The 20266-nt window shown below is 72.7% G+C and carries 18 protein-coding genes; 9 read left to right on the top strand and 9 right to left on the bottom strand.

Annotated elements, in window-relative coordinates; all coding sequences use genetic code 11:
• The first annotated feature begins 90 nt into the window (after positions 1-90).
• Both ACY0MR_RS27615 and ACY0MR_RS27610 read left to right on the top strand, forming a co-directional pair.
• A complete protein-coding gene (locus tag ACY0MR_RS27615; protein ID WP_403316461.1) occupies positions 91-900 on the top strand; it encodes an NAD-dependent epimerase/dehydratase family protein in 810 nt (269 codons plus the stop codon).
• A 20-nt stretch (positions 901-920) separates the two neighbouring features.
• Positions 921-1679: an SDR family oxidoreductase gene (locus ACY0MR_RS27610; RefSeq protein ID WP_361848695.1), complete on the top strand. Its 759-nt coding sequence runs from the start codon at positions 921-923 to the stop codon at positions 1677-1679.
• Between the two features lie 281 nt (positions 1680-1960).
• Here the strand turns inward: ACY0MR_RS27610 and ACY0MR_RS27605 are convergent, their stop codons facing one another.
• Positions 1961-2896: an AraC family transcriptional regulator gene (locus ACY0MR_RS27605; protein WP_473555958.1), complete on the bottom strand. Its 936-nt coding sequence runs from the start codon at positions 2894-2896 to the stop codon at positions 1961-1963.
• Positions 2897-3044: 148 nt separating this feature from the next.
• Between ACY0MR_RS27605 and ACY0MR_RS27600 the strand changes: the two genes are divergently transcribed.
• Both ACY0MR_RS27600 and ACY0MR_RS27595 read left to right on the top strand, forming a co-directional pair.
• Positions 3045-3284 (top strand): hypothetical protein, encoded by a 240-nt coding sequence (locus ACY0MR_RS27600; protein ID WP_329277483.1) that lies wholly within the window; start codon positions 3045-3047, stop codon positions 3282-3284.
• Between the two features lie 36 nt (positions 3285-3320).
• Positions 3321-4550: a TerD family protein gene (locus ACY0MR_RS27595; RefSeq protein WP_361848689.1), complete on the top strand. Its 1230-nt coding sequence runs from the start codon at positions 3321-3323 to the stop codon at positions 4548-4550.
• 19 nt (positions 4551-4569) lie between these two features.
• Here ACY0MR_RS27595 and ACY0MR_RS27590 read toward each other — a convergent pair whose 3' ends face one another.
• From ACY0MR_RS27590 to ACY0MR_RS27575, 4 genes are all read right to left on the bottom strand, one after another.
• On the bottom strand, positions 4570-5589 hold the full coding sequence (locus ACY0MR_RS27590) for a 1-aminocyclopropane-1-carboxylate deaminase (RefSeq protein ID WP_473555954.1): 1020 nt from the start codon (positions 5587-5589) through the stop codon (positions 4570-4572).
• A 162-nt stretch (positions 5590-5751) separates the two neighbouring features.
• A complete protein-coding gene (locus tag ACY0MR_RS27585; protein WP_473555952.1) occupies positions 5752-6459 on the bottom strand; it encodes a GntR family transcriptional regulator in 708 nt (235 codons plus the stop codon).
• Between the two features lie 66 nt (positions 6460-6525).
• Entirely contained in the window at positions 6526-7980 is a 1455-nt protein-coding gene (locus ACY0MR_RS27580) for an alkaline phosphatase PhoX (RefSeq protein WP_388802621.1), read from the bottom strand.
• 275 nt (positions 7981-8255) lie between these two features.
• The gene (locus ACY0MR_RS27575) at positions 8256-9710 is read right to left on the bottom strand and encodes a hypothetical protein (protein ID WP_361848677.1); all 1455 of its coding nucleotides are present in this window, start codon (positions 9708-9710) and stop codon (positions 8256-8258) included.
• A 295-nt stretch (positions 9711-10005) separates the two neighbouring features.
• Between ACY0MR_RS27575 and ACY0MR_RS27570 the strand changes: the two genes are divergently transcribed.
• On the top strand, positions 10006-11865 hold the full coding sequence (locus ACY0MR_RS27570) for an endonuclease/exonuclease/phosphatase family protein (RefSeq protein WP_404079811.1): 1860 nt from the start codon (positions 10006-10008) through the stop codon (positions 11863-11865).
• Between the two features lie 12 nt (positions 11866-11877).
• Here the strand turns inward: ACY0MR_RS27570 and ACY0MR_RS27565 are convergent, their stop codons facing one another.
• Positions 11878-12591 (bottom strand): antibiotic biosynthesis monooxygenase, encoded by a 714-nt coding sequence (locus tag ACY0MR_RS27565; protein WP_403316451.1) that lies wholly within the window; start codon positions 12589-12591, stop codon positions 11878-11880.
• 113 nt (positions 12592-12704) lie between these two features.
• On the opposite strand from ACY0MR_RS27565, the gene ACY0MR_RS27560 reads away from it, so the two are divergent.
• From ACY0MR_RS27560 to ACY0MR_RS27550, 3 genes are all read left to right on the top strand, one after another.
• Complete coding sequence (locus ACY0MR_RS27560; RefSeq protein ID WP_473555948.1) at positions 12705-13190, top strand: GNAT family N-acetyltransferase; 486 nt, start codon at positions 12705-12707, stop codon at positions 13188-13190.
• A 196-nt stretch (positions 13191-13386) separates the two neighbouring features.
• The gene (locus ACY0MR_RS27555) at positions 13387-14925 is read left to right on the top strand and encodes an ATP-binding protein (RefSeq protein ID WP_473555946.1); all 1539 of its coding nucleotides are present in this window, start codon (positions 13387-13389) and stop codon (positions 14923-14925) included.
• Positions 14918-17746 carry a hypothetical protein gene (locus ACY0MR_RS27550; protein ID WP_473555944.1) on the top strand — a complete coding sequence of 943 codons (2829 nt, stop codon included), beginning with the start codon at positions 14918-14920 and terminating at the stop codon, positions 17744-17746. Before ACY0MR_RS27555 ends, ACY0MR_RS27550 begins: the two co-directional genes overlap by 8 nt.
• A 37-nt stretch (positions 17747-17783) precedes the next feature.
• On the opposite strand, the gene ACY0MR_RS27545 is transcribed toward ACY0MR_RS27550, so the two are convergent.
• Complete coding sequence (locus ACY0MR_RS27545) at positions 17784-17975, bottom strand: hypothetical protein (RefSeq protein ID WP_404079819.1); 192 nt, start codon at positions 17973-17975, stop codon at positions 17784-17786.
• A gap of 286 nt (positions 17976-18261) precedes the next feature.
• Entirely contained in the window at positions 18262-19014 is a 753-nt protein-coding gene (locus ACY0MR_RS27540; RefSeq protein ID WP_473555942.1) for an SDR family NAD(P)-dependent oxidoreductase, read from the bottom strand.
• Between the two features lie 131 nt (positions 19015-19145).
• Here ACY0MR_RS27540 and dapA point away from each other — a divergent pair, with 131 nt between their 5' ends.
• The gene (gene dapA, locus ACY0MR_RS27535; protein WP_473555939.1) at positions 19146-20045 is read left to right on the top strand and encodes a 4-hydroxy-tetrahydrodipicolinate synthase; all 900 of its coding nucleotides are present in this window, start codon (positions 19146-19148) and stop codon (positions 20043-20045) included.
• On the opposite strand, the gene ACY0MR_RS27530 is transcribed toward dapA, so the two are convergent.
• Positions 20024-20242 carry a hypothetical protein gene (locus ACY0MR_RS27530; RefSeq protein WP_266964749.1) on the bottom strand — a complete coding sequence of 73 codons (219 nt, stop codon included), beginning with the start codon at positions 20240-20242 and terminating at the stop codon, positions 20024-20026. The genes dapA and ACY0MR_RS27530 overlap by 22 nt on opposite strands.
• Positions 20243-20266: the final 24 nt, after the last annotated feature.

Here is a 20266-nt window from a genome sequence, read left to right as displayed (position 1 = left end):
GCGTGTCCACGGTTGTGAATGCCGCTCAGATGAATGCCACGGGCACGCGGGACCGTCGCCGCGTGCCGCCCGACGGAGGAGACCCGCTCCATGGCCGCACCCCGCACCGTCCTGCTCACCGGCGCCGCCGGAGGCGTCGGCACGCTGATGCGGGAGCTCCTGCCCCCGTTCGGCCACGAACTCCGGCTCCTGGACGCCGTCCCCGTGCCGGACGCGCCGGACGCGATCACCGCCGACCTCGCGGACCGCCCGGCGCTGCGCGAGGCCGTCCGGGGCGTCGACGCGATCGTCCACCTGGCGGGCATCTCCCTGGAGTCGACCTTCGACAAGATCATGGCGGCGAACATCGCCGGGACGTACAACCTCTACGAGGCCGCCCGCGAGGAGGGCGTCCCCCGCGTGGTGTTCGCCTCCAGCAACCACGCCGTCGGCTTCACCCGGCAGCCCCGCGCGGGCGACCCGCTCGTGCCGGTGGACACCCCGCACCGCCCGGACACCTTCTACGGCCTGTCCAAGTGCTTCGGCGAGGACCTGGCGCAGCTCTACTGGGACCTGCACGGCGTCGAGACCGTCTCGATCCGCATCGGCTCCTGCTTCCCCGAGCCCACCTCGGTCCGGATGCTGTCGATGTGGCTGAGCCCGGCCGACGCCGCCCGGCTCCTGCACGCCGCGCTGACCGCCGAGGACGTGGCCCACACCGTCGTCCACGGCTCGTCCGCGAACACGCGCGCGTGGTGGGACCTCTCCTCGGCCCGCGCGCTCGGCTTCGACCCGCAGGACGACTCGGAGGTCTACGCGGAGCGGCTCCTCGCCGAGCAGGGCCTCCCTCCGGCCGACAGCGCCGACGCCCTCTACCTGGGCGGCCACTTCTGCGTGACACCGCCCCGGTGGCCGCACTGAACGACGACAGGAGCAGTTCCATGGACCAGCGTCCGCTCGCCCTCGTGACCGGCGTCGGCCGTACGGTCGGCATCGGCGCGGGCATCACCGACCGCCTCGCCGAGTCCGGCTGGGACGTCGCCTTCACGTACTGGACCCCCTACGACCGCCGCATGGAGTGGGGCGAGGAACGGGGGGCGGCCGAGGCCGTCACCGCGCGGCTCGCCGAACGGGGCGCCGCCTGCGCCGCCGTGGAGGCCGACCTCGCCGACCCCGGGGCGCCCGCCCGTGTCTTCGACGCCGTCGAGGAGCGGCTCGGGCGCCCGGTCACGGCCCTCGTCCTGTGCCACTGCGAGTCGGTCGACTCCGGACTCCTCGACACCACCGTCGAGAGCTTCGACCGCCACTTCGCGGTCAACACGCGCGCGTCCTGGCTGCTGATCCGGGAGTTCGGCAGGCGGTTCGCCGGACCGGCGGGAACCGGCCGCGTCGTCGCGCTGACCAGCGACCACACGGTGGGGAACCTTCCGTACGGGGCCAGCAAGGGGGCCCTGGACCGCATCACCCTGGCCGCCGCGCGCGAGCTCGCCCACCTGGGGGTCACCGCCAACGCGGTCAACCCCGGCCCGGTGGACACCGGCTGGATGACGGAGCCGCTCCGGCGGCAGATGACGGACCAGACCCCGCTGGGCCGCCTCGGCACCCCGCGGGACACCGCGCACCTGGTCGACTTCCTCTGCTCGCCCGAGGGGCAGTGGGTCAACGGGCAGTTGCTGATGAGCAACGGGGGTCTCGCCTGAGGAACCGCCCGGGCGGCGAAGGGCCGCGGGAGGAGGGGGGTACGCAGGACCCGGCCGGACTGATACGGGGGAGCCGGCCGGGGCCCGGGTCACGGCGCGCGCTGGCGGCCGGACCTGCTCACCGTAGGCCCGTACGAAGATCATCGCGAGCCGCGGAACGCGGCCTCTGTCCGGAATGCGCGGCGGATCGATGCAGGGAAGCGCGCTGGTCGACGCGAAACGCGCCCCCTTGCGCGCCCCGGCGCACGCCGGGGCGCCCGAGCCGGCCCCCAGGGGCACCCTCAGCGGCATCCGCGCAGGGTCTCCGACGGCGACTCGCCGAACTTCTCGCGGTAGCGCGCCGCGAAGCGGCCCTGATGGGCGAAGCCCCAGCGCCAGGCCACCTCGCCCACGCTCACCTCGTCCGGCGCGGCCGCCCGCAGCTCCCCGCGGACCCGGTCGAGCCGCACCTCCCGCACGTACGCCATCGGCGACATCCCGACGTACTCGCGGAACGACTCCTGGAGCCGGCGCACGCTCACCCGGGCCAGGGCGGCCAGCTCCGTCGTCGTGAACGGATGCTCCGGACGCTCCCGCACCGCGTCCATCACCCGCTTGACCGGCGCGGGCCGGCGCGGCTCCCCCGGGTGCGCGAGCGCCTCGCGCCAGGGGTGCTCGGCGGCCAGCAGGAGTCCGTTGAGCAGCGCCTCCTGCAGTGGCCGGGCCACCAGCTCGTGCCGCGCGAGGCCCTCGCCCGCCAGGGCCTCCGCGGCGACCTGGCGGGCGAAGCGCACCCAGCTGAGGCCGGGACCGCGGGTGATGTCCACCCCGTGCGCGAACACCAGCGGGCCGCGGGGCGGCCGGCCGATCAACTGCTCCAGGCGCTCGCGCAGCGCGGCCGCCCCCACCTTCACCGACAGGGTCCGGCAGTCCCCGCTCCAGCGGTCGAGGAAGGTGTCCCCCGCCGGGTCGAGCAGCAGGGCCTCGGCGTCCGTGGCGACCAGCGGTCTCCCGCCCTGGCGCATCTCCATCCGCCCGCCGAGCGGCGCGTTCAGGTGGTAGGCCCCCAGCTCGCCGAAGCTCATCCGCACGTCGGCCCCGCAGCTCAGGTCCCCGATGACCAGCGGGCCGAGCGCGACCGTGTCGAAGCGCGCCGCGAAGGGCCGCCGCTCCCGGTCGACGAGGTCCATCCGGTTCGCGTAGTAGCGGGCGTCGAGCTCCACCCGCGCCTCGTCCACGTCCCGGGTCCGAAAGCGGCTCCCGTCGAACGCGCCCACAGCGCCCCCCGCCCCCGCCGGTCCCACCGGCCCCTCCGCCCCCACCGCACCCATGGGTCGAAAGAATATTCATATGACGGATCTGACCGGGAACGGCAGGATGCCCGGCATGCCACGACCCCATGGATTCACGTACGAACAGCGCCGCGACGGCTCGGTGGTCCTCACCCACCAGGGGCGGGCCGCGGGGGTGCTGCGCGGTGCCCGCGCCGAGAAGTTCCTCGCCGAGGTCGGGTCGGGCGACGCCCAGCTCGTCATGGCCCGGTGGACCGGCGCGTACCGCTTCGGCAACGAGCGGCAGGCCAGGAACCACCCCCGTAATCAAGGTGGCCGAACCGGCCGAGGGTAAGGGAACGGCAAAGGCACCCGGTTCGTTAGCCCAGGCATGACCGCAATGACCCCCGGCTCGAACATCCCTCTCACCGCCGCACGCGTGGCGGTGGACGTCGCCGCACCGGTGCGGCTCGACGTCTCGGGCCTGCTGCTCGGCGCCAACGGCAAGGTGCGCTCGGACGACGACTTCATCTTCTACAACCAGCCGTCCGGCCCCGGTGTGACCTACCGCTCCGGCGGCGGCGCCGCCCCCGACGCGATCCTGGTGGACACCGGCGCCGTCCCGGCCGGCATCGAGAGGATCGTCGTCACCGCGAGCCCCGACGCCGCGGGCCAGACCTTCCAGGGCATCGAGCCCACCGCCACCCTTCGCAACGCGGACGACGGCACCGTCCTCGCCACCTTCACCCCGCCGCAGCTGGCCACCGAGACGGCGCTCGTGGTCGTCGAGATCTACCTGCGCAACGGCGCGTGGAAGGCCCGCGCCGTCGGCCAGGGCTACGCCGACGGCCTGGCGGGCATCGCGACCGACTTCGGCGTCTCCGTGGACGACGCGCCCGCCGCGCCGGCCGCGGCCGTCGCGCCGCCCGCCCCCGTGGCACCTCCGGTGGCGCCCCCGGCCCCGCCCGCGCCGCCCGTCTCCGCGGTCGACCCCCGCATCGCGGCGGCCGCCCCCGCCGCTCCCCCGGCCCCCGCCGCCTCCGGCAAGATCAACCTCGACAAGGGCCGCGTCAGCCTCCAGAAGAACCAGACGGTGTCCCTGGTCAAGGGCGGCCGCCCGCTGCTCTCCCAGGTCAAGATGGGCCTCGGCTGGGAGCCGGCGTACCGCGGCAAGGACATCGACCTGGACGCCTCCGTCATCGCCTACGGCCCCCAGCGCAACCACCTGGACAGCTGCTACTTCGGCAAGCTGTCCATCCTCAACGGCTCGGTGAAGCACTCCGGCGACAACCTCACCGGAGAGGGCGCGGGCGACGACGAGGTGATCGTCGTCGACCTCGGCCGGCTGCCCGCCGACGCGACCGGACTCGTCTTCACGGTGAACTCGTTCTCCGGCCAGAAGTTCACCGAGGTCGCCAAGGCCTACTGCCGGCTGATCGACGCGGCGACCGGCGAGGAGCTGGTCCGCTTCGACCTGACCAGCGCCGAGCCGCAGACCGGCGTGATGATGGCCAAGCTGATCAAGCAGTTCTCCGGCGAGTGGGAGATGACGGCGATGGGCGAGTTCGTGAAGTCGCGGACCGTCCGGGGCATGGTGAAGCCGGCCGCCCAGGCGCTCTGAGCGGCCGTGCTCGCCGGGTTCAGAACAGGGCGCTGTACGCGTTGAGGGCGGGCTGGCCGCCGAGGTGGGCGTAGAGCACGGTCGAGTCCCGGCCGATCTCCCCGCGGTCCACCAGGTCGATCAGCCCCGCCATCGACTTCCCCTCGTACACGGGGTCGGTGATCATGCCCTCGGTGCGGGCGGCGAGCCGCATCGCGTCGAGGGTCGCCTCGTCCGGGATGCCGTACACCCCGGCGTGGTAGCGCTCGTCCAGCTCGACGTCGGCCGCCGTCACCGGGCGGTCGACGCCGATGAGGGCGGCGGTGTCCCGGGCGATCCGGGTGATCTGCTCATGGGTCGGCCCCGGCTTCGCGGAGGCGTCGACGCCGATGATCCGGCGGGCCGGGCCGCCCTCCTCCTCGGCGAGCGCGGCGAACCCCGCGACCATCCCGGCCTGGGTGGAGCCGGTCACCGAGCACACGACCACCGTGTCGAAGCGGACGCCCAGCACGCGCTCCTGCTCGGCCACCTCGTACGCCCAGTTCGCGAAGCCCAGCCCGCCGAGCCGGTGGTCGGAGGCGCCCGCCGGGATCGCGTACGGCTTGCCGCCGCCCTCCTCGACCTCCCGCAGGGCCTGCTCCCAGCTCTCCTTGAAGCCGATGCCGAAGCCCGCCCGGACGAGGCGGACGTCGGCGCCCGCGAGGCGGCTGATCAGGATGTTGCCGACCTTGTCGTAGACGGAGTCGGGCCAGTCGACCCAGCTCTCCTGCACGAGCACGCAGCGCAGCCCGGCCCGGGCGGCGACGGCGGCGACCTGGCGCGTGTGGTTGGACTGGACGCCGCCGATGGAGACGAGGGTGTCGCAGCCCTGGGCGAGGGCGTCCGCGACGAGGTACTCCAGCTTGCGGGTCTTGTTCCCGCCGTACGCCACACCCGAGTTGCAGTCCTCGCGCTTGGCCCACAGGGTGGCGCCGCCGAGGTGGTGGGTGAGCCGTTCGAGGGGGTGGACCGGCGAGGGCCCGAAGAGGAGCGGGTAGCGGTCGAAGTCGGTGATCGGCAAGGCGGCTCCCGGTGAGTGGCGGCGGCTGGTCGACGTTCCTGGAGGCGGACACGGAGAGGGACGCGGACGGGGTACGCGGATTCTGCGGCGGCTGCCCCCGGGGACGGCACCGGCGGCGTACGCGGCGACGGGGAGGGGACGGGAGCCGGCGCGGGCGGCGCGCTACGGCGTCGCGGTCCCGGGCGGCGGCGGTGCCGGGATGCCCGTCACCTCGGCCACCTCGATGGCGTCGTCCGCGAGCTGCTCCAGGGCCGCCCAGATCTCCGTGGTGACCCGGACCGCCTCCTCGGCGTCCCCCGCCGCGCACGCCTCGATGAGCCGCGCGTGCAGCTCGGCCGAACCGCAGCTCCCGGCGTCGCCGAAGAGCCGCCGCTCGACGCGGCGGATCAGGGGGGTGTACCGCGCGATCGTGGCGGCGGCGGCGTGGTTGCCGCTGGCGACGACGAGGACCTGGTGCAGCTCGTCGTCGGCGTCGAGGGCGGCCTCGACGTCGGAGGCGCGGACGGCCGCGGCGAAGCGCTCGTTGGCCTCGCGCATGGCCCGGATGCCCTCGGGCCCGAGCAGGGGGACACCGGTCCGGGCGGCGAGTTCGTGCATCACCCGCACCACCGACGCGGCGTCCCGGACGACCCGGCTGACCGGGCGGGTGACCCGGGTGTAGCTCTGCGGCTTGGACTCGACGAGCCCCTCGTCGCCGAGCCGGGCCAGGGCCTCGCGCACGGGCGCGCGCGAGAGCCCCAGCCGGTCGGCGAGGTCGGCGTCCTTCAGCGGGGCTCCGGGGGCGAGGTCGCCGCGCACGATGGCCTCGCGCAGCGCCTCGTAGGCCCGGTCACGCAGCAGGGTGCGGCCCACGGGCCGTAAGGCGTTCATGGACTGACATGTTAGATGTCAGTCCGCGGAGCTGACCAGAGGTCAGAAGTGAAGGCCGGGTGCAGGTCAGCGACGGGGCTGGCGGCGCCACGGACCGGTGATCGCCACCATGATGCCCGGATCCTGGATGTTGGCGAACAGCGTCTCGCCGTCGGGCGAGAAGGTCACCCCGGTGAACTCGCTGCCGTTGAGGTCGTTGCGGGCGATCGGGTAGGTGCGGCCCGAGTCGGTGGCGCCGAAGAGGTGCTGGACGCCCTCGCCGTCCTCGGCGATGACCAGGCCCCCGTACGGGGAGACCGTGATGTTGTCGGGGCCGTCGAACGCGCCGTCCTCGTCCGGGGCGGCGTTCACGCCCAGCAGGACCTTGAGGGTCAGGGTGCGGCGCTTGGGGTCGTAGAACCAGACCTGGCCGTCGTGCGCGGCGCCGGGGCTCTCCGCGCGCGCGTAGGAGGAGACGACGTACGCGCCGCCGTCGGCCCACCACATGCCCTCCAGCTTGCGGGCGCGGGTGATCGCGCCGTCCGCGAACTGCTTGCGGACGGAGGTGGTGCGGCCGTCGCGGTCCGGGACGTCGACCCAGTCGACGCCGTAGACGGTGCCGATCCGGGTCGCCCGGGACAGGTCGTCCACGAAGCGGCCCCCGGAGTCGACGCACTTGGCGGCCTGGAGCACACCGGCGTCGTCCGCGAGGGTGCGGAGCCTGCCGCGGCCGTGCTCGAAGCCCTTCGGCGGGACCCAGCGGAAGAGCAGCCCGTTGGGGTTCGAGGCGTCCTCGGTGAGGTAGGCGTGGCCCCGCTTCGGGTCGATGACCACGGCCTCGTGGTCATAGCGGCCGAAGGCCTTGACGGGCTTGGGGGCGCGGTTGGCGCGGCGGTCGCGCGGGTCGACCTCGAAGATGTAGCCGTGGTCCTTGGTCATGCCGTTGACCCCGGCGCGGTCCGAGTTCTCCTCGCCCGTCAGCCAGGTGCCCCAGGCGGTGCTGCCGCCCGCGCAGTTGGTCGAGGTGCCGGCGAGGCCGACCCACTCGGCGACGGTGCCGTCGCGGTGCACCTCGACGACCGTGCAGCCGCCGGCGGCGGCCGGGTCGTAGACGAGCCCCTCGGTGAGCGGGACCGGGTGGGCCCAGGCGGCGCGGGGGCCCTTGAGCTCGTGGTTGTTGACCAGGTACGTGGTGCCGCGCGGCCCGGCGAAGGCGGCGGTGCCGTCGTGGTTCGAGGGGGTGAACTCGCCGGACTCCAGCCGGGTCACGCCGCTGCGGGTGATGACGCGGTACGCGAACCCGGCGGGCAGGGCGAGCATCCCCTCGGGGTCGGCGACCAGCTCGCCGTACCCGAGCCGGTGGCCGTGGCCGTGGCCGTGGCCGTGCCCGTGGTCGTGGCCGTGCCCGGCTCCGTACGCCTGAGGGTCGTCGGCGGCGAGGGCCTCGGGCGCGGTGGCGAGAGCGCCGACCACCCCGGTGAGGGCGAGGCCCGCACCGGCGGCGGCGGACTGCTTCGTGAACTCTCTGCGGTCAAGGGGCATGGTGTGGCGTTCTCCCTGTGCTGGCCCGGTTGTCGCGGGCCACCCTCCCGCGCCGCCGCGAACAGCGCCTGAACGCCACGGGAACACCGCCGGGCGCGGCTCCGCCCGGCGCGGGCCCGGGGCCGGCATCCCGGGGCCGGCATCCCGGGGCCGACATCCCGGGGCCGACATCCCGGGCCCGGCATCCCGGGGCCGACATCCCGGGCCCGGCGTCCCGGGCCCGCGCCCGCCCGGCGGGCCTGCGGCGGGACGCCGTGCAGCGTCCCGCCGGTCCGTCACGAACCCGATCGCGAGCGGGCCTTGAAGGCCGCCTTGCGGGCCTCCTTCGCCGCGCCCTTGTCGCGGTGCAGGCGTCCCATCGCCTCCAGCACCTCCGCGGTCGCCGGGTGCTCCACCCGCCAGGCCGCCTCGAAGAAGCCGCTGTGCCGCCCCGTGAGCCCCTCGATCAGCTCCTGGAGCTCCTGCAGGTCCCCGTCGGCGTCGAGCTGGGCGGCGATCGTGTCGATCGCGAGCCAGAAGATCATCGACTCCGGCGGCGCGGGCACGTCCGCCGCACCGCGCTCGGCGAGCCAGACCCGGGCGAGGCCGCCCAGTTCCGCGTCGTCCAGGACCTCGCGCACGGCGGGCTCCGCCTCCGGCCCCACCAGGGACAGCGTCTGCTGGCAGTGCAGGCGGCGCAGCGGCGAACCGGCGTCCGAGCCGCGGGCGGCGTGCAGCAGTTCACGGGCGGCGGTGAGCGGCTCGCGGCCGGCCAGCCAGGCGGCCGTCTCCTCGCGGGCGGCGGCCTCCGGGTACGAGGAGATCCCGTCGAGCAGGGCGTCGGCGCCCTTGCCGGCGAGGTCGCCGACGGCGGGGGCGTCCACGCCCGCCTCCAGCATCCGGGCCCGGACGCCGTAGAGGCCGAGGTCGGTGAGGCGGACCATGCCGTACCGGGTGACGTCCTCGTCGTCGACGGGCGGCGCGGGCTCCTCGCCCTCCTCCGCCATCAGGGCCTCGTCGACCGGCTGGTACTCGACGAGGCCGATCGGTTCGAGCAGCCGGAACTGCTCGTCGAGCCGCATCATCGCGTCCGAGACCTGCTCCAGGACGTCGTCGGTCGGTTCGCCCATGTCGTCGGGGACGACCATCGACGCGGCGAGCGCGGGCAGCGGCACCGGGCCCTCGCCGGCCCCGCCCTCGCTGACGGTGAGCAGGTAGAGGTTGCCGAGGACGCCCTCCAGGAACTCGGCCTCGACTTCGGGGTCCCAGTCGAGGGCCTCGATGTCGATCTCGCCGTCCTCGCCGACGATCGCGTCCAGGTCGTCGAGGACGGGGGCGACGGCGTCGGCGAAGACGGCGTCGAAGCCGTCCAGCCAGAGCGCGAGGACGTCCTGGGGCGAACCGCCGGTGACGACGGCGAGGTTGTCGCCGGGCGCGGCCCGCCCGGGGGTGTCGCCCGCCTCGTCGGCCTCTCCGTCCTCGACGCTGACCAGGCCGGTGTCGACGGCCAGGCGCCAGGCGTCGCCGGCCGAGATCTCGCCGTCCTCGTCGTGGGCGAGGCCGAGGGCGTCGACCGCCTCGGGGAGCTGCTCGTCGACCAGTTCGCCGCCGGCGTCGACCCGGGTGTCGGGCCCGGCCCAGCGGGCGAGCCGTACCGCGTTCGCGAGGAGGGGGGCCGCCAGTGCGTCCCGCGCCAGCTCCGCGTCCGCACGCAGCCGAACGGGGGGAAGGGTGGGGTGCTCCGCTGACATCTGGGGGGTCTCCTCGACGCGTCCGTGGGTGAAGGGTGGTGGGTGCGCGGTGGTGAGCGCGGGCCGAGCCGGGTGGCCGGAAGGTGCGGGGTGGTGGCTGGAGGGGTGGGGAGAGGCTCGGAGACGGGCTCGGAGCGCGGCTCTCAGCGTAGACGCATCCGGGGGGACGTCCGGCGGTTCATGCGTCCGTCAGCCTTCGTACACCCGTCGACTCTTGACAAGTTGGGCGCTGTGCAAAGAGATTGACGCGCGTAGATTAATCTGCCGTTCCTCCAAGCACCCTCGGAGTCCCCTGATGCCTTCCTCCATACCGAGATCTGCCGGCCGCACCGCCGCGCGCTCCGCCGCGGTCTCCGCCGTCGTCGCCGCCGCGCTCGCCGCGGGTCTGCTGGCCGGTTCGACGAACGCCGCCGCCGAGGACGCGGCCGGTGTCCGCATCCACGACATCCAGGGCACCACGCGCGTCTCGCCGCTCGTCGGGCAGCAGGTCACCGGTGTGACCGGCATCGTCACCGGCGTCCGCACCTACGGCTCGCGCGGCTTCTGGATCCAGGACCCCGAGGGCGACGACGACCCGGCGACCAGCGAGGGCCTCTTCGTCTTCACCAGCTCCGTCCCGACGGTCGCCGTGGGCGACGCCGTCAGCCTGAGCGGCACGGTCACCGAGTACGTCCCCGGCGGGCTGACCTCGGGCAACCAGTCGCTGACCCAGCTCTCCAAGCCGGTCGTCACGGTGGTCTCCCAGGGCAACCCGGTCCCGGCCCCGGTGACGATCTCGGCCTGGTCCGTACCCTCCCGGTACACCCCGGCGGGCGACCCGGCCGCCGGCGGCTCGATCAACGGCCTGACGCTCGCCCCCCGCACGTACGCCCTGGACTACTACGAGTCCCTGGAGGGCACCAACGTCCGGATCGGCTCCTCGCGCGTGGTCGGCGCCACCGACCCGTACTCCGAGCTGTGGGTCACGGTGAAGCCCTGGGAGAACCGCAACCGGCGCGGCGGCACGGTCTACGGCTCGTACGAGTCGCAGAACACCGGCCGGCTCCAGATCCAGTCGCTGACCCCGGTCGCCCAGCAGCCGTTCCCCAAGGCGAACGTCGGCGACCGGCTGACCGGCACCACCGAGGGCCCGCTCGACTTCAACCAGTTCGGCGGCTACACCCTCACCGCCCGCACCCTCGGCACGGTCGTCGACCGGGGCCTGGAGCGCGAGAGCACGGACAGGCAGCACCGGAACGAGCTGGCCGTGGCGACGTACAACGTCGAGAACCTCGACCCGACCGACCCGCAGGAGAAGTTCGACGCGCTCGCGAAGGCGGTCGTCGCGAACCTCGCCTCGCCCGACATCCTCGCCCTGGAGGAGATCCAGGACAACAACGGCGCCAAGAACGACGGCACGGTCGCCGCCGACCAGACGGTCAAGAAGTTCACGGACGCGATCGTGGCGGCCGGCGGCCCGGCGTACGACTGGCGCTCGGTCGACCCCGAGAACAACAAGGACGGCGGCGAGCCCGGCGGCAATATCCGTCAGGTCTTCCTCTTCAACCCCGAGCGGGTCTCCTTCACGGACCGCGCGGCGACCGACCCGACCTCGGCCACCGGCGTCACCGGCCGCAAGGGCCGCGCCGCCCTGACGGTCTCCCCCGGCCGGATCGACCCGGCGAACACCGCCTGGGAGAGCAGCCGCAAGCCGCTCGCAGGCGAGTTCGTCTTCCGCGGCCGCACGGTCTTCGTGATCGCCAACCACTTCGGTTCGAAGGGCGGCGACGAGTCGATCGTCTCGCACCACCAGCCCCCGGCCCGCTCCTCCGAGGCGAAGCGGCTGCTCCAGGCGCAGTCCGTCAACGGCTTCGTGAAGCAGCTCCTCGCGGTCGAGAAGCAGGCCGACGTCCTCGTCGTCGGCGACATCAACGACTTCGAGTTCTCCGGGACGACGAAGGCGCTGACCGACGGCGGCGCGCTGTACCCGGCCGTGAAGTCGCTGCCCCGCAGCGAGCGCTACTCGTACGTCTACCAGGGCAACAGCCAGGTGCTCGACCAGATCCTGACGAGCCCCGGCGTGCGCCACTTCGACTACGACAGCGTCCACATCAACGCCGAGTTCGCCGACCAGGACAGCGACCACGACCCGCAGGTCGTGCGCTTCCGCCCGTAGGCGGAGCCCCGGTCACACGCCCGCGCTCAGACTGAGCGCGGGCGTGTACCGCTTCACCCGGCTGCCCACGAGCCCCGGGTAGCGGTGCACCCGCGCCCAGGCCCCGGCCGCCCGGCTCTCGTCGGCCAGCCACTCCTCGTGGGCCCGCTCGCTCTCCCACGCGGCATGGTTCAGGACCCGGCCGCCGTCGGTGGAGAGATGGAAGTGGACGGCGGTCGCGCCGGATCCCGGGCGCAGTGCCGCGTCCTCGTCGAGCGCGGTGAAGACCGTGTCCACCCAGGCCCGCCGGCGTCCCGCGTCGGGCCCGTCGAAGTCGGCCTCGACGATCGCCACGACCCCGGGCAGCTCCCCCGGGGCGGTCGCGCCGAGGACGGCGGACCGGTGGATCGGCGCGTAGCGGCGGAGCTCGACCCGCTCGATGCCGGGAACGGCGGCGTCGATCTCGGCGTTCCGGTCGTCGCGATAGGTGCGGACGAAGTCCTCGTAGGCCTGCTCGGCGGTCCACTGCGAGTAGTGCAGCAGGGTGTCCCCGTCGGTGCCGGCGTAGATGCTGTACGAGAGCAGCCCGAGGTCGGGCCACTCTCGGCTTTCCCAGGCCCTGCGGACGGCGTCCACGGCCGCCCGCTGGCGCTCCGGGGTGCCGACCCGCCAGGTGCTGACGAGGACGGCGCCGACTCCGGGGCGGTGCAGGTCGGGGCGGGCGTCGGGGTGCGCGACGGCGTTCATGGGGGTCTCCTGTTCCTCGGCGGACTTCCCCGGGGTCTCCCCCGGACGACTCCACCGTCCCGCCTCAACCTTGCTTGAGGTCAACCCCCGCCCCGCGTGGCAGACTGCGCGCCATGATCCCCAGCGACCTGGTCCTGCGCCCCGCGACCCGTGCCGAACTCCCCGCCGTCCTGGCACTGCTGGCCGACGAGGACACGGTCGTGGACCCCTCCTCGGTCGACGTCACCGAGGCGTACGCGCGTGCCTTCTCGGCCATCGAGGCCGATCCGCGCAACGAGATGCTGGTCCTGACGGACGGCGGGCCGGTCCTGGGCTGCCTCCAGATCACGTACATCCCCGGGCTCGGCCGGGGCGGCGCCGAACGGGCCCTGGTCGAGGCGGTCCGGATCAGGCCCGACCGGCGCGGCGGCGGTCTCGGCCGGGAGTTGATGGAGCGGGCCGCGGCACGCGCGCGGGAACGCGGCTGCGCGCTCGTCCAGCTGACCAGCGGCAAACGACGGACCGACGCCCACCGCTTCTACGCCTCCCTGGGATACGCCCCCAGCCACGAGGGCTTCAAACTCGCGCTCGACCCGGCCCCGGTCGGCAGGCCCTCCTAGGGGGTGTCCTGCCGACCACTGGAGTCGAGTCGGGGCGAGAGCTACGACCCCGGCCGGCTTCAGTTCGGAAAACGGGGAGGCGAAGCGTTCCGCTGTCGTAGCGTAGAGGGCAGTGCTCCCAGGCTGGTCGACGGTCTGGGGTCACCCGGGGCAGGGGACTCCGGCTCATCGGGGGAAGGTGTCCTAGGGGGCTGCGATGACGGACCGGGGGGATGCGGGGCAAGAGCTGGCCCGCCGGCTCCGTGATCTCGTGGAGACGGGCTATCGCAGGGACTTCACGTTCGACGGGCTCGCCACGAAGATCAATCTTTCCCGCCGCACCGTCACTCGCGCACTGGATCCGCTGTCCACTGGCCGCACGGCCCGAAAGACGGTCGAAGCCTTCACCGCAGCGTTCTGCAACGATGACGCGGAGCGGACCGAACGTCTGATGCGACTGCAGGAAACCGCGTGGAGTGCCTCCGAGCGAGAGGCGTCGGATGTCGCCGAGGGCGGGAGGACTACCGATGTCCAGAAGCCCTCGCTGCGGGCGGAGTTCGCCCGGCCGCCGAGTGGCCTGGCGGATGATCTGCTGGTCGCCGAGTTCGCCTGCGGCATCGAACTGCTCACCCGGGACTTCGTCGGCAGGAGCGGATTCGTGGAGGCCGTGGATCGGGCGATCGCCGACCCGGCGTTCCGTTCCGGCTACGTACTGGTCACCGGTGAGCCAGGCATCGGGAAGTCTTCGCTCATGGCGCACCTGGTCCGTACGAGGGGGTGGCTGCACCATTTCAACTCTGTCTCCGGCTTCTCGACGACAGAGGACTTCCTTCGCAACGTCTGTGCACAGGTGATCATCCGCTATCAGCTCGAGCACACGGTTCTGCCCCCTCGGGCCGGGCAGAACAGCATGTTCCTGCGGGGGCTGCTCAGCGACGCGGCCCGCCGGCAGGAGGCACCCGTCGTGATCGCCGTGGATGCGATCGACGAGGCGTCGGACAGCGACAGGCCGCAAGGCAGTAATCGGCTCTGCCTACCTGCTCAACTACCGGACGACGTCTACATCGTTGTGACCTCCCGGGGCCGCAACGTCTACGAGCTGGACGCGCAGAACGTCCGTCACATCGAGATCGAGGACCGGAGCGAGGCCAATCTGGCCGATCTCTCCCTGTACGTGACCGGGTTCGTCGAACGCCATGCGGAGCGCATGGCTCCCCTCCTGCGCTCCGCAGAGAAGCGACGCGTCGATTTCACCGCCGCCTTCCTCGCCCGCAGCGACGGCAACTTCCTCTACGCGACCAGGGTTCTGCCGGAGATCGTCAGTAGAGGTCTCTCTGAGATCGATGACGTGTACACCTTGCCGTTGGGCCTGCGGGAGTACTACAGGCGACACTGGGCCGCGATGCGGGCGGCGGATCCCGTGCTCTTCGATGAACTCCACCGTCCGGTGATCGAAGCCTTCGGCGTGCTGAACGAGACGTCGGCCCAGGTCATCGCAGACACCTGGGACCTTCCCGTGGACCGCGTACGTCGCGCGATCGGGATCTGGCGGGAGTTCCTGAACGAGGCCGACACCCATGCCGGTCTCCAGCGCTACCGCATCTACCACAAGTCCTTCCTCGACTTCCTGTGGTCCGAGGTGGATCTGAGTGACACCCAGCGGCGGATGGTCAAGGACAGCATTCGACGCGTCGCGGCCGGGCGCGGCCACGGCGACCCGGACGACCTCGACGACCTCGACAGCGACGATGAATGAGTTCGACGATCTCAGCGACACTCTCGTCCCGACGCTGGAAGCGCTGTCGGGGGCACGGTTGGCGGGAAACGACCTCGACCACCGCGAACTTGTGCGATGGATGAGGTTCACGTGCGACGGACCGGCGGGACCGCGCATGTCCCTCCTGGACCGGCTGGAGCGCATGGGGCAGAGCCGCGCGTTGCCGGACACCCTGAACGCGGCGCTGCGAGCATCCCGTCCTGACCAGGAAAGGACGGCCGTGGCAGCCCGAGTCCGCTACGCCCTGCTGCTCGCGTCGCTGCCCGGACAGGCCTCCGGTCTGCCTCCAGGGCTGCTGCCCCGCCTTCTGGACAACGGGATCTGGACGGCGGACCGGGCCAGGACAGCAACGGAGCAGATCACCGATCCCCATGTGCGGACCCGCCGGCTGGCCGAACTGGTCCGGCACTCGCCCGGTGACCACGCATTGACGGCGGCTGTGCGGTACGCCGTCGACCAGTGTGACCCGACGAGGGTCAGTGGACGCGAGGCCATCCTCGACGCCCTGCCGCATCTGCCCCGTCAGGAACGGGTCACGGCCATGGAACGCCTGCTGCCGACGGCCGGCCGTGACCGTCTCGCGGCCATGCTCCTGCTCGTCTCCGAACTCGAGCCGGAGCACACGAACGAAGCCTTCTCCCTCGTCTGCGGCGGCGCCGACCTGACCGAGGACGAAGCACACACGGCGCTTGCGCTGCTCTACCCCGTCCTGCCCCCGAGGCTCCAGGAGACAGTGCTGCCGGGTCTGCTCGATGCGGCGGCACCGGACGCTGCCCCCGCTCCGGCTGCTGCCTTGACCACCCTCCTGGCGCATACCGATGGTGCCGCGCACGCGACCCTGCGTGCGTTCGTGCTTGCTCGGCACGGAGTGTCCCGGCGTGCAGGGGCATCAGTCGGGGAGCGGGTGACGGCCTCGATGATCCGCCGTGCCGCTGTCTGCCGGTGGGTGCCGGCAGGAATCGCCGGCCTGCTGCTCGGCTGGTGGCTGGAGTCCTCGGGCCGCTCGTCCCAGGAGGAGTTCCTGCCGCTGGCGGTCGTTGCCACCGTGGACACTGGCCTGCCGACACGGTGTGTTCGTGTCGCAGCCGTCGCATGTGCCTCGTCTGCTCCGGATCGCTACCGGGACGTGTTCCCATATTCCTCTCCCGCTCCCGGCGGCCGGCCAGGGCACCTCGGGGATCTGAACACGCACATCCGGGCGGTTGTCCACACCTCACCGACGTGGCTGCTGTACCTCCTGCGGCATCTGGTACCCCGTGTGGCCGCATGGTGGGGACGTCGCGAAGGCACCACTGCTGCGGAGGCGCGAAGCCTGGACATCATTGTCAGGAGCGCCGTGGCTGCGGGCCCCGCAGGGGCAGAAGACCTGCTGGTCCGGAGCGAAGCCGCCCATGCGAGCGGGCTCCTCGAAGGTGATGTGAGAAGCGGTGTCGTCGCGGAAGCGGCGCAGAGCATGCCCGATCACGCCCTGCCCCGTGTCGCTGCGCTTCTGGAACAGCATGGCGACTTCGCGGAGGTGCTGCTGGTTGTGGCCGCTTTCCTTCCGCATCTGCGACCCGCCGACCGTGCCGCCTACGCGACCCTGATTCGAGAACAGACAGCCGTGCTGTGCAAGGGCGCCCCTGAGGTGGCGTGCGACATCCTCCGGAGAGCTGGTCCGCACCTGGGCGACGAGGCGTCAGCCGCACTGGACATCCTGTGGAGCATCGGGCGCGATGCCGATCTGCCGGGCCGAGAGACCGACTCGGACTCCTCGTCCCTGCTGTCCGACGTGGCAGACGCCTGCGTGGCCCTCCTGCCCACGCTGCCGCCCGGCCGGCTGTCACGGGCACGGGGGCTTCTGGCGCGCTGTCCGGCGGGCGCCGTCAGTGCGCAGGGGATGGCCTACCTCGCGGCTGGTCGGCACGCGACGCCGGAGATGCCGCGACGATGGCAGCAGTCGTCCGTAGGCACGTTCCTGTCCCGGGCGAGAGGGGCACTGTGGGCCGCTCGCGAGGCCCTGAGGTGGGTGATCACCGCTGACAGCTCGGTGGAGGTCGCTGTCTTCCTTGCTGCGGTCGCGCCCGTGCTGCCGCGCCGCGCCGCCCGCCTCGCACGTGCTCAGGTCCTGCGGCTGATCACCAGGACCTCCGACCTGACGTACGCGTCCGGCGAGAGTGTCTCGGCGGCGCTCGCCGATGTGGTCCGGCAGGAGAGTGCACAGGCCGACGCCGCTCTCGCCGCGGCCCGTGCGCTCAGCCCGACGGGCCTGCGGATCCGTGTACTCACGGCGCTCCTGCCTCACCTGCCCACGTCGGCGCAGCAGCCGGTACGGGACGAGATCACCGCCTCTGCACTGACACGCCCCGGGCTGACCGACTACGGCCACGTCGTCACGACCGCGCTCCTGCTGCCCTGGACCCGACCGCCGGAACCTCTCGTTGAGCGGCTCACCGACGCCGTTGACAGCTCATGGAACGCCGTCACCCGTGCCGCCGCCTACGCGTCGATCGCCGAGAACGCCCCTGCCGCCCTCCGTACCCCTCTTCTCGATGAGGGGCTGAGCGCCGCGGCGATGGTGGAGGATACGCCTGACCGGGTGGAGTGGCTGGGCCGCCTCGCCCGTGTGGCAGCGAGCACCCCCGGCTATCGGGGCGTGGATTCCTGGACACTCCTCATGTGTGAGGGAGCCGGCAGGTCCCGCAGCGATCTCCTGGCCGACCTGGCGGCTCTTGCTCCGTTGGCGGCCCACGCCGGGGGACCCAAGGCCGCTGCGGCCATCATCCGTGCCTTGCTGGACGTCCGCCGGGTCTGGCCTTGAGGCGACAGATGCGCGACCGTGTGGGTCGTCCCGGTACTCAACGGGGCATGAACAACGCGATGACCGCCATCGCCACGGTGAACGTGCCGGCGAAGGCGCCCCCGCCGCGCAGCAGGGCGGCAGGCCACGAGTGACCGTCCGCCCTCGTCAAGGCGACGACGACCGCTGCGGCAAGGAGTGCGAGGAGCGCGGCGATGGCAAGCCAGATGACAAGCAGTACACGGGACATGGGGACTCCTCCGATGTTGCGAGTGGAGAGTCGAGCGTCGCAACCCACCGGCAGTCGGAACGGAAGAGTGCACATGGCCGTGCGGGAGGAGTGCGCAGAGTGCGCGAAGCGCACACCCCAGCCCGCACCATCACGGGATGCGGTCCCCGCCCGCGTGGGGGGGGACCGCATCACGGAGGACCACCGCCCGCCGGGGACTCCTGCAAGCTCAACACGCATTCTCACGGTTCAGCACAGGGGCGCCGGCTGCCGAGGCCTCCGACGAGGAGTCCGCCGACGACAGGCCCTAGCCGAGCAGGTGCCCGCCGCCGTCCACCAGGAGCACCTCGCCGGTGATGTACGAGGAGTGGGCGAGGTCGTGGACGGCTCCCGCGATGTCCTCGGCGCGGCCGACCCGGCGCAGCGGGACGACCTCGGCGACGTGGGCCTTGGCCGCGTCGGCGCCGTCCACCCCGTCGAACCACGGGGTGTCGATGAGGCCGGGGGCGACCGCGTTGACCCGGACGTCGGGGCCGAGGGTCTTGGCGAGGAGCTTCGTCAGGTGGTTGACGGCCGCCTTGGAGACGGCGTACGGGATGGAGCTTCCGCCCGGCCGGACGCCGGCCTGGGAGGAGACGTTGACGATCGCGCCGCGGGTCTTCCGCAGGTGCGGGACGGCGGCGGTGACGGTCTGCCAGACCCCGATGACGTTGACGTCGTAGAGGTGGCGCCAGACCTCGGGCGAGGCGGCTTCGAGGTCGTCGTGCGGGATGAACCGGGTGGTGCCCGCGCAGTTGACGAGGAGGTCGAGGCGGCCGAGGGTCTCCACGGCCCGTTCGACGAGGGCCGTGGCCTGGGCCTCGTCGGCGACGTCCGCCTGGAGGTAGACGGCGCCGGGCAGTTCGGCGGCGAGGCGTTCGCCCGCCTCGACGGAGCGGGCCGAGTTGACCACGACGCGGTATCCGGCCTCGGCGAGGCGGCGGGCGACGGCGGCGCCGATGCCCGAGGACGAGCCGGTGACGAGCGCGACGCGAGCGCCGTCCGTGCGGTGTGAGCTCACTGTGTGTTTCTCCCTGTCCTCCTGTCGCGCCCGTCGATCATGCCAGAGGCGGCACGTTTAAGTGACCGTGACCTTTCGACCGAAGCAGATCTAAGTGGACCTTCACCGTGCGATCCGCTCAGACTGCGAGGATGAGCCCTTCCGCAGCCCACCCCGCACGCCCCTTCGGCCGCGCGCTCTGCGCGATGATCACCCCGTTCACCCCCGGCGGTGAGCTCGACCTCGACGAGGCGGCCGAGCTGGCGGCCCGGCTCGTCGGCGACGGCTGCGACGGGCTGGTCCTGAACGGCACCACGGGCGAGTCGCCGACCACCACCGACGACGAGAAGACCGCCCTCGTCCGCGCCGTCCGGGAGGCCGTCGGCCCCGGACCCTCGGTCGTCGCGGGCGTCGGCACCGCCGACACCCGGCACACCGCGGAACTCGCCGGGCGGGCCGAGGCGGCGGGCGCGGACGGCCTGCTCGTCGTCACGCCGTACTACAGCCGCCCGCAGCAGGCGGGCGTCGAGGCCCACTTCCTGAAGGTCGCGGACGCCACCCGCCTCCCGGTGATGGTCTACGACATCCCCGGCCGCACGGGCACCCGCGTCGAGCCCGCGACGCTGCGGCGGCTCGCCGGGCACCCGCGGATCGTGGCGGTCAAGGACTGCGCGTACGACCTGCTGGGCTCGGCCCGGCTGATCGCGGAGACCGGGCTCGCGTACTACTCGGGGTGCGAGGAGCTGAACCTGCCGCTGTACGCGCTCGGCGGCGCGGGGTACGTCAGCACGGTGGCGAACGTGGCGCCCCGTCAGCTGCGCGCCGTGCTCGACGCCTTCGACGCGGGGGACACGGCGGAGGCGGCCCGGCTCAACGCCCGGCTGCTGCCGCTGGCCGAGCGGATGATGGCCGCGGGCCTGCCCGGCACCGTGGCCGTGAAGGCCCTGCTCGGCGGTCCGGTGCGGGAACCGCTGCAGCCCGCCGACCGGGAGTCGGTCGACGGGCTGCGCGGTCTGTACGAGGCGCTGCTTCAGGCGGAGTCGGTCGTGTAGGTCCGGCCGAGGACGGCGGCGTGCTCCAGGACGTCCTCCAGCGGGTCGTCGATCTGCCCCGTGTGGAGGGAGAGGCTCGGCCCGTTGGTGACGGTGGGACCGTTGTGGGTGTGCGTCTCGTCCGCCGCCGCCGTCCCGGCCGGCAGCAGCACCGCCACCGCCGTGAGCACTCCTGCGACCATGGGCTGCGTCCTCATGTCGACTCCTCGCCTCGTCTGCGT

It is taken from the genome of Streptomyces sp. JN8, assembly GCF_055808075.1.
Note: the sequence above shows the minus strand (reverse complement) of the source record. Positions and strands in the feature narration are given on the sequence as shown.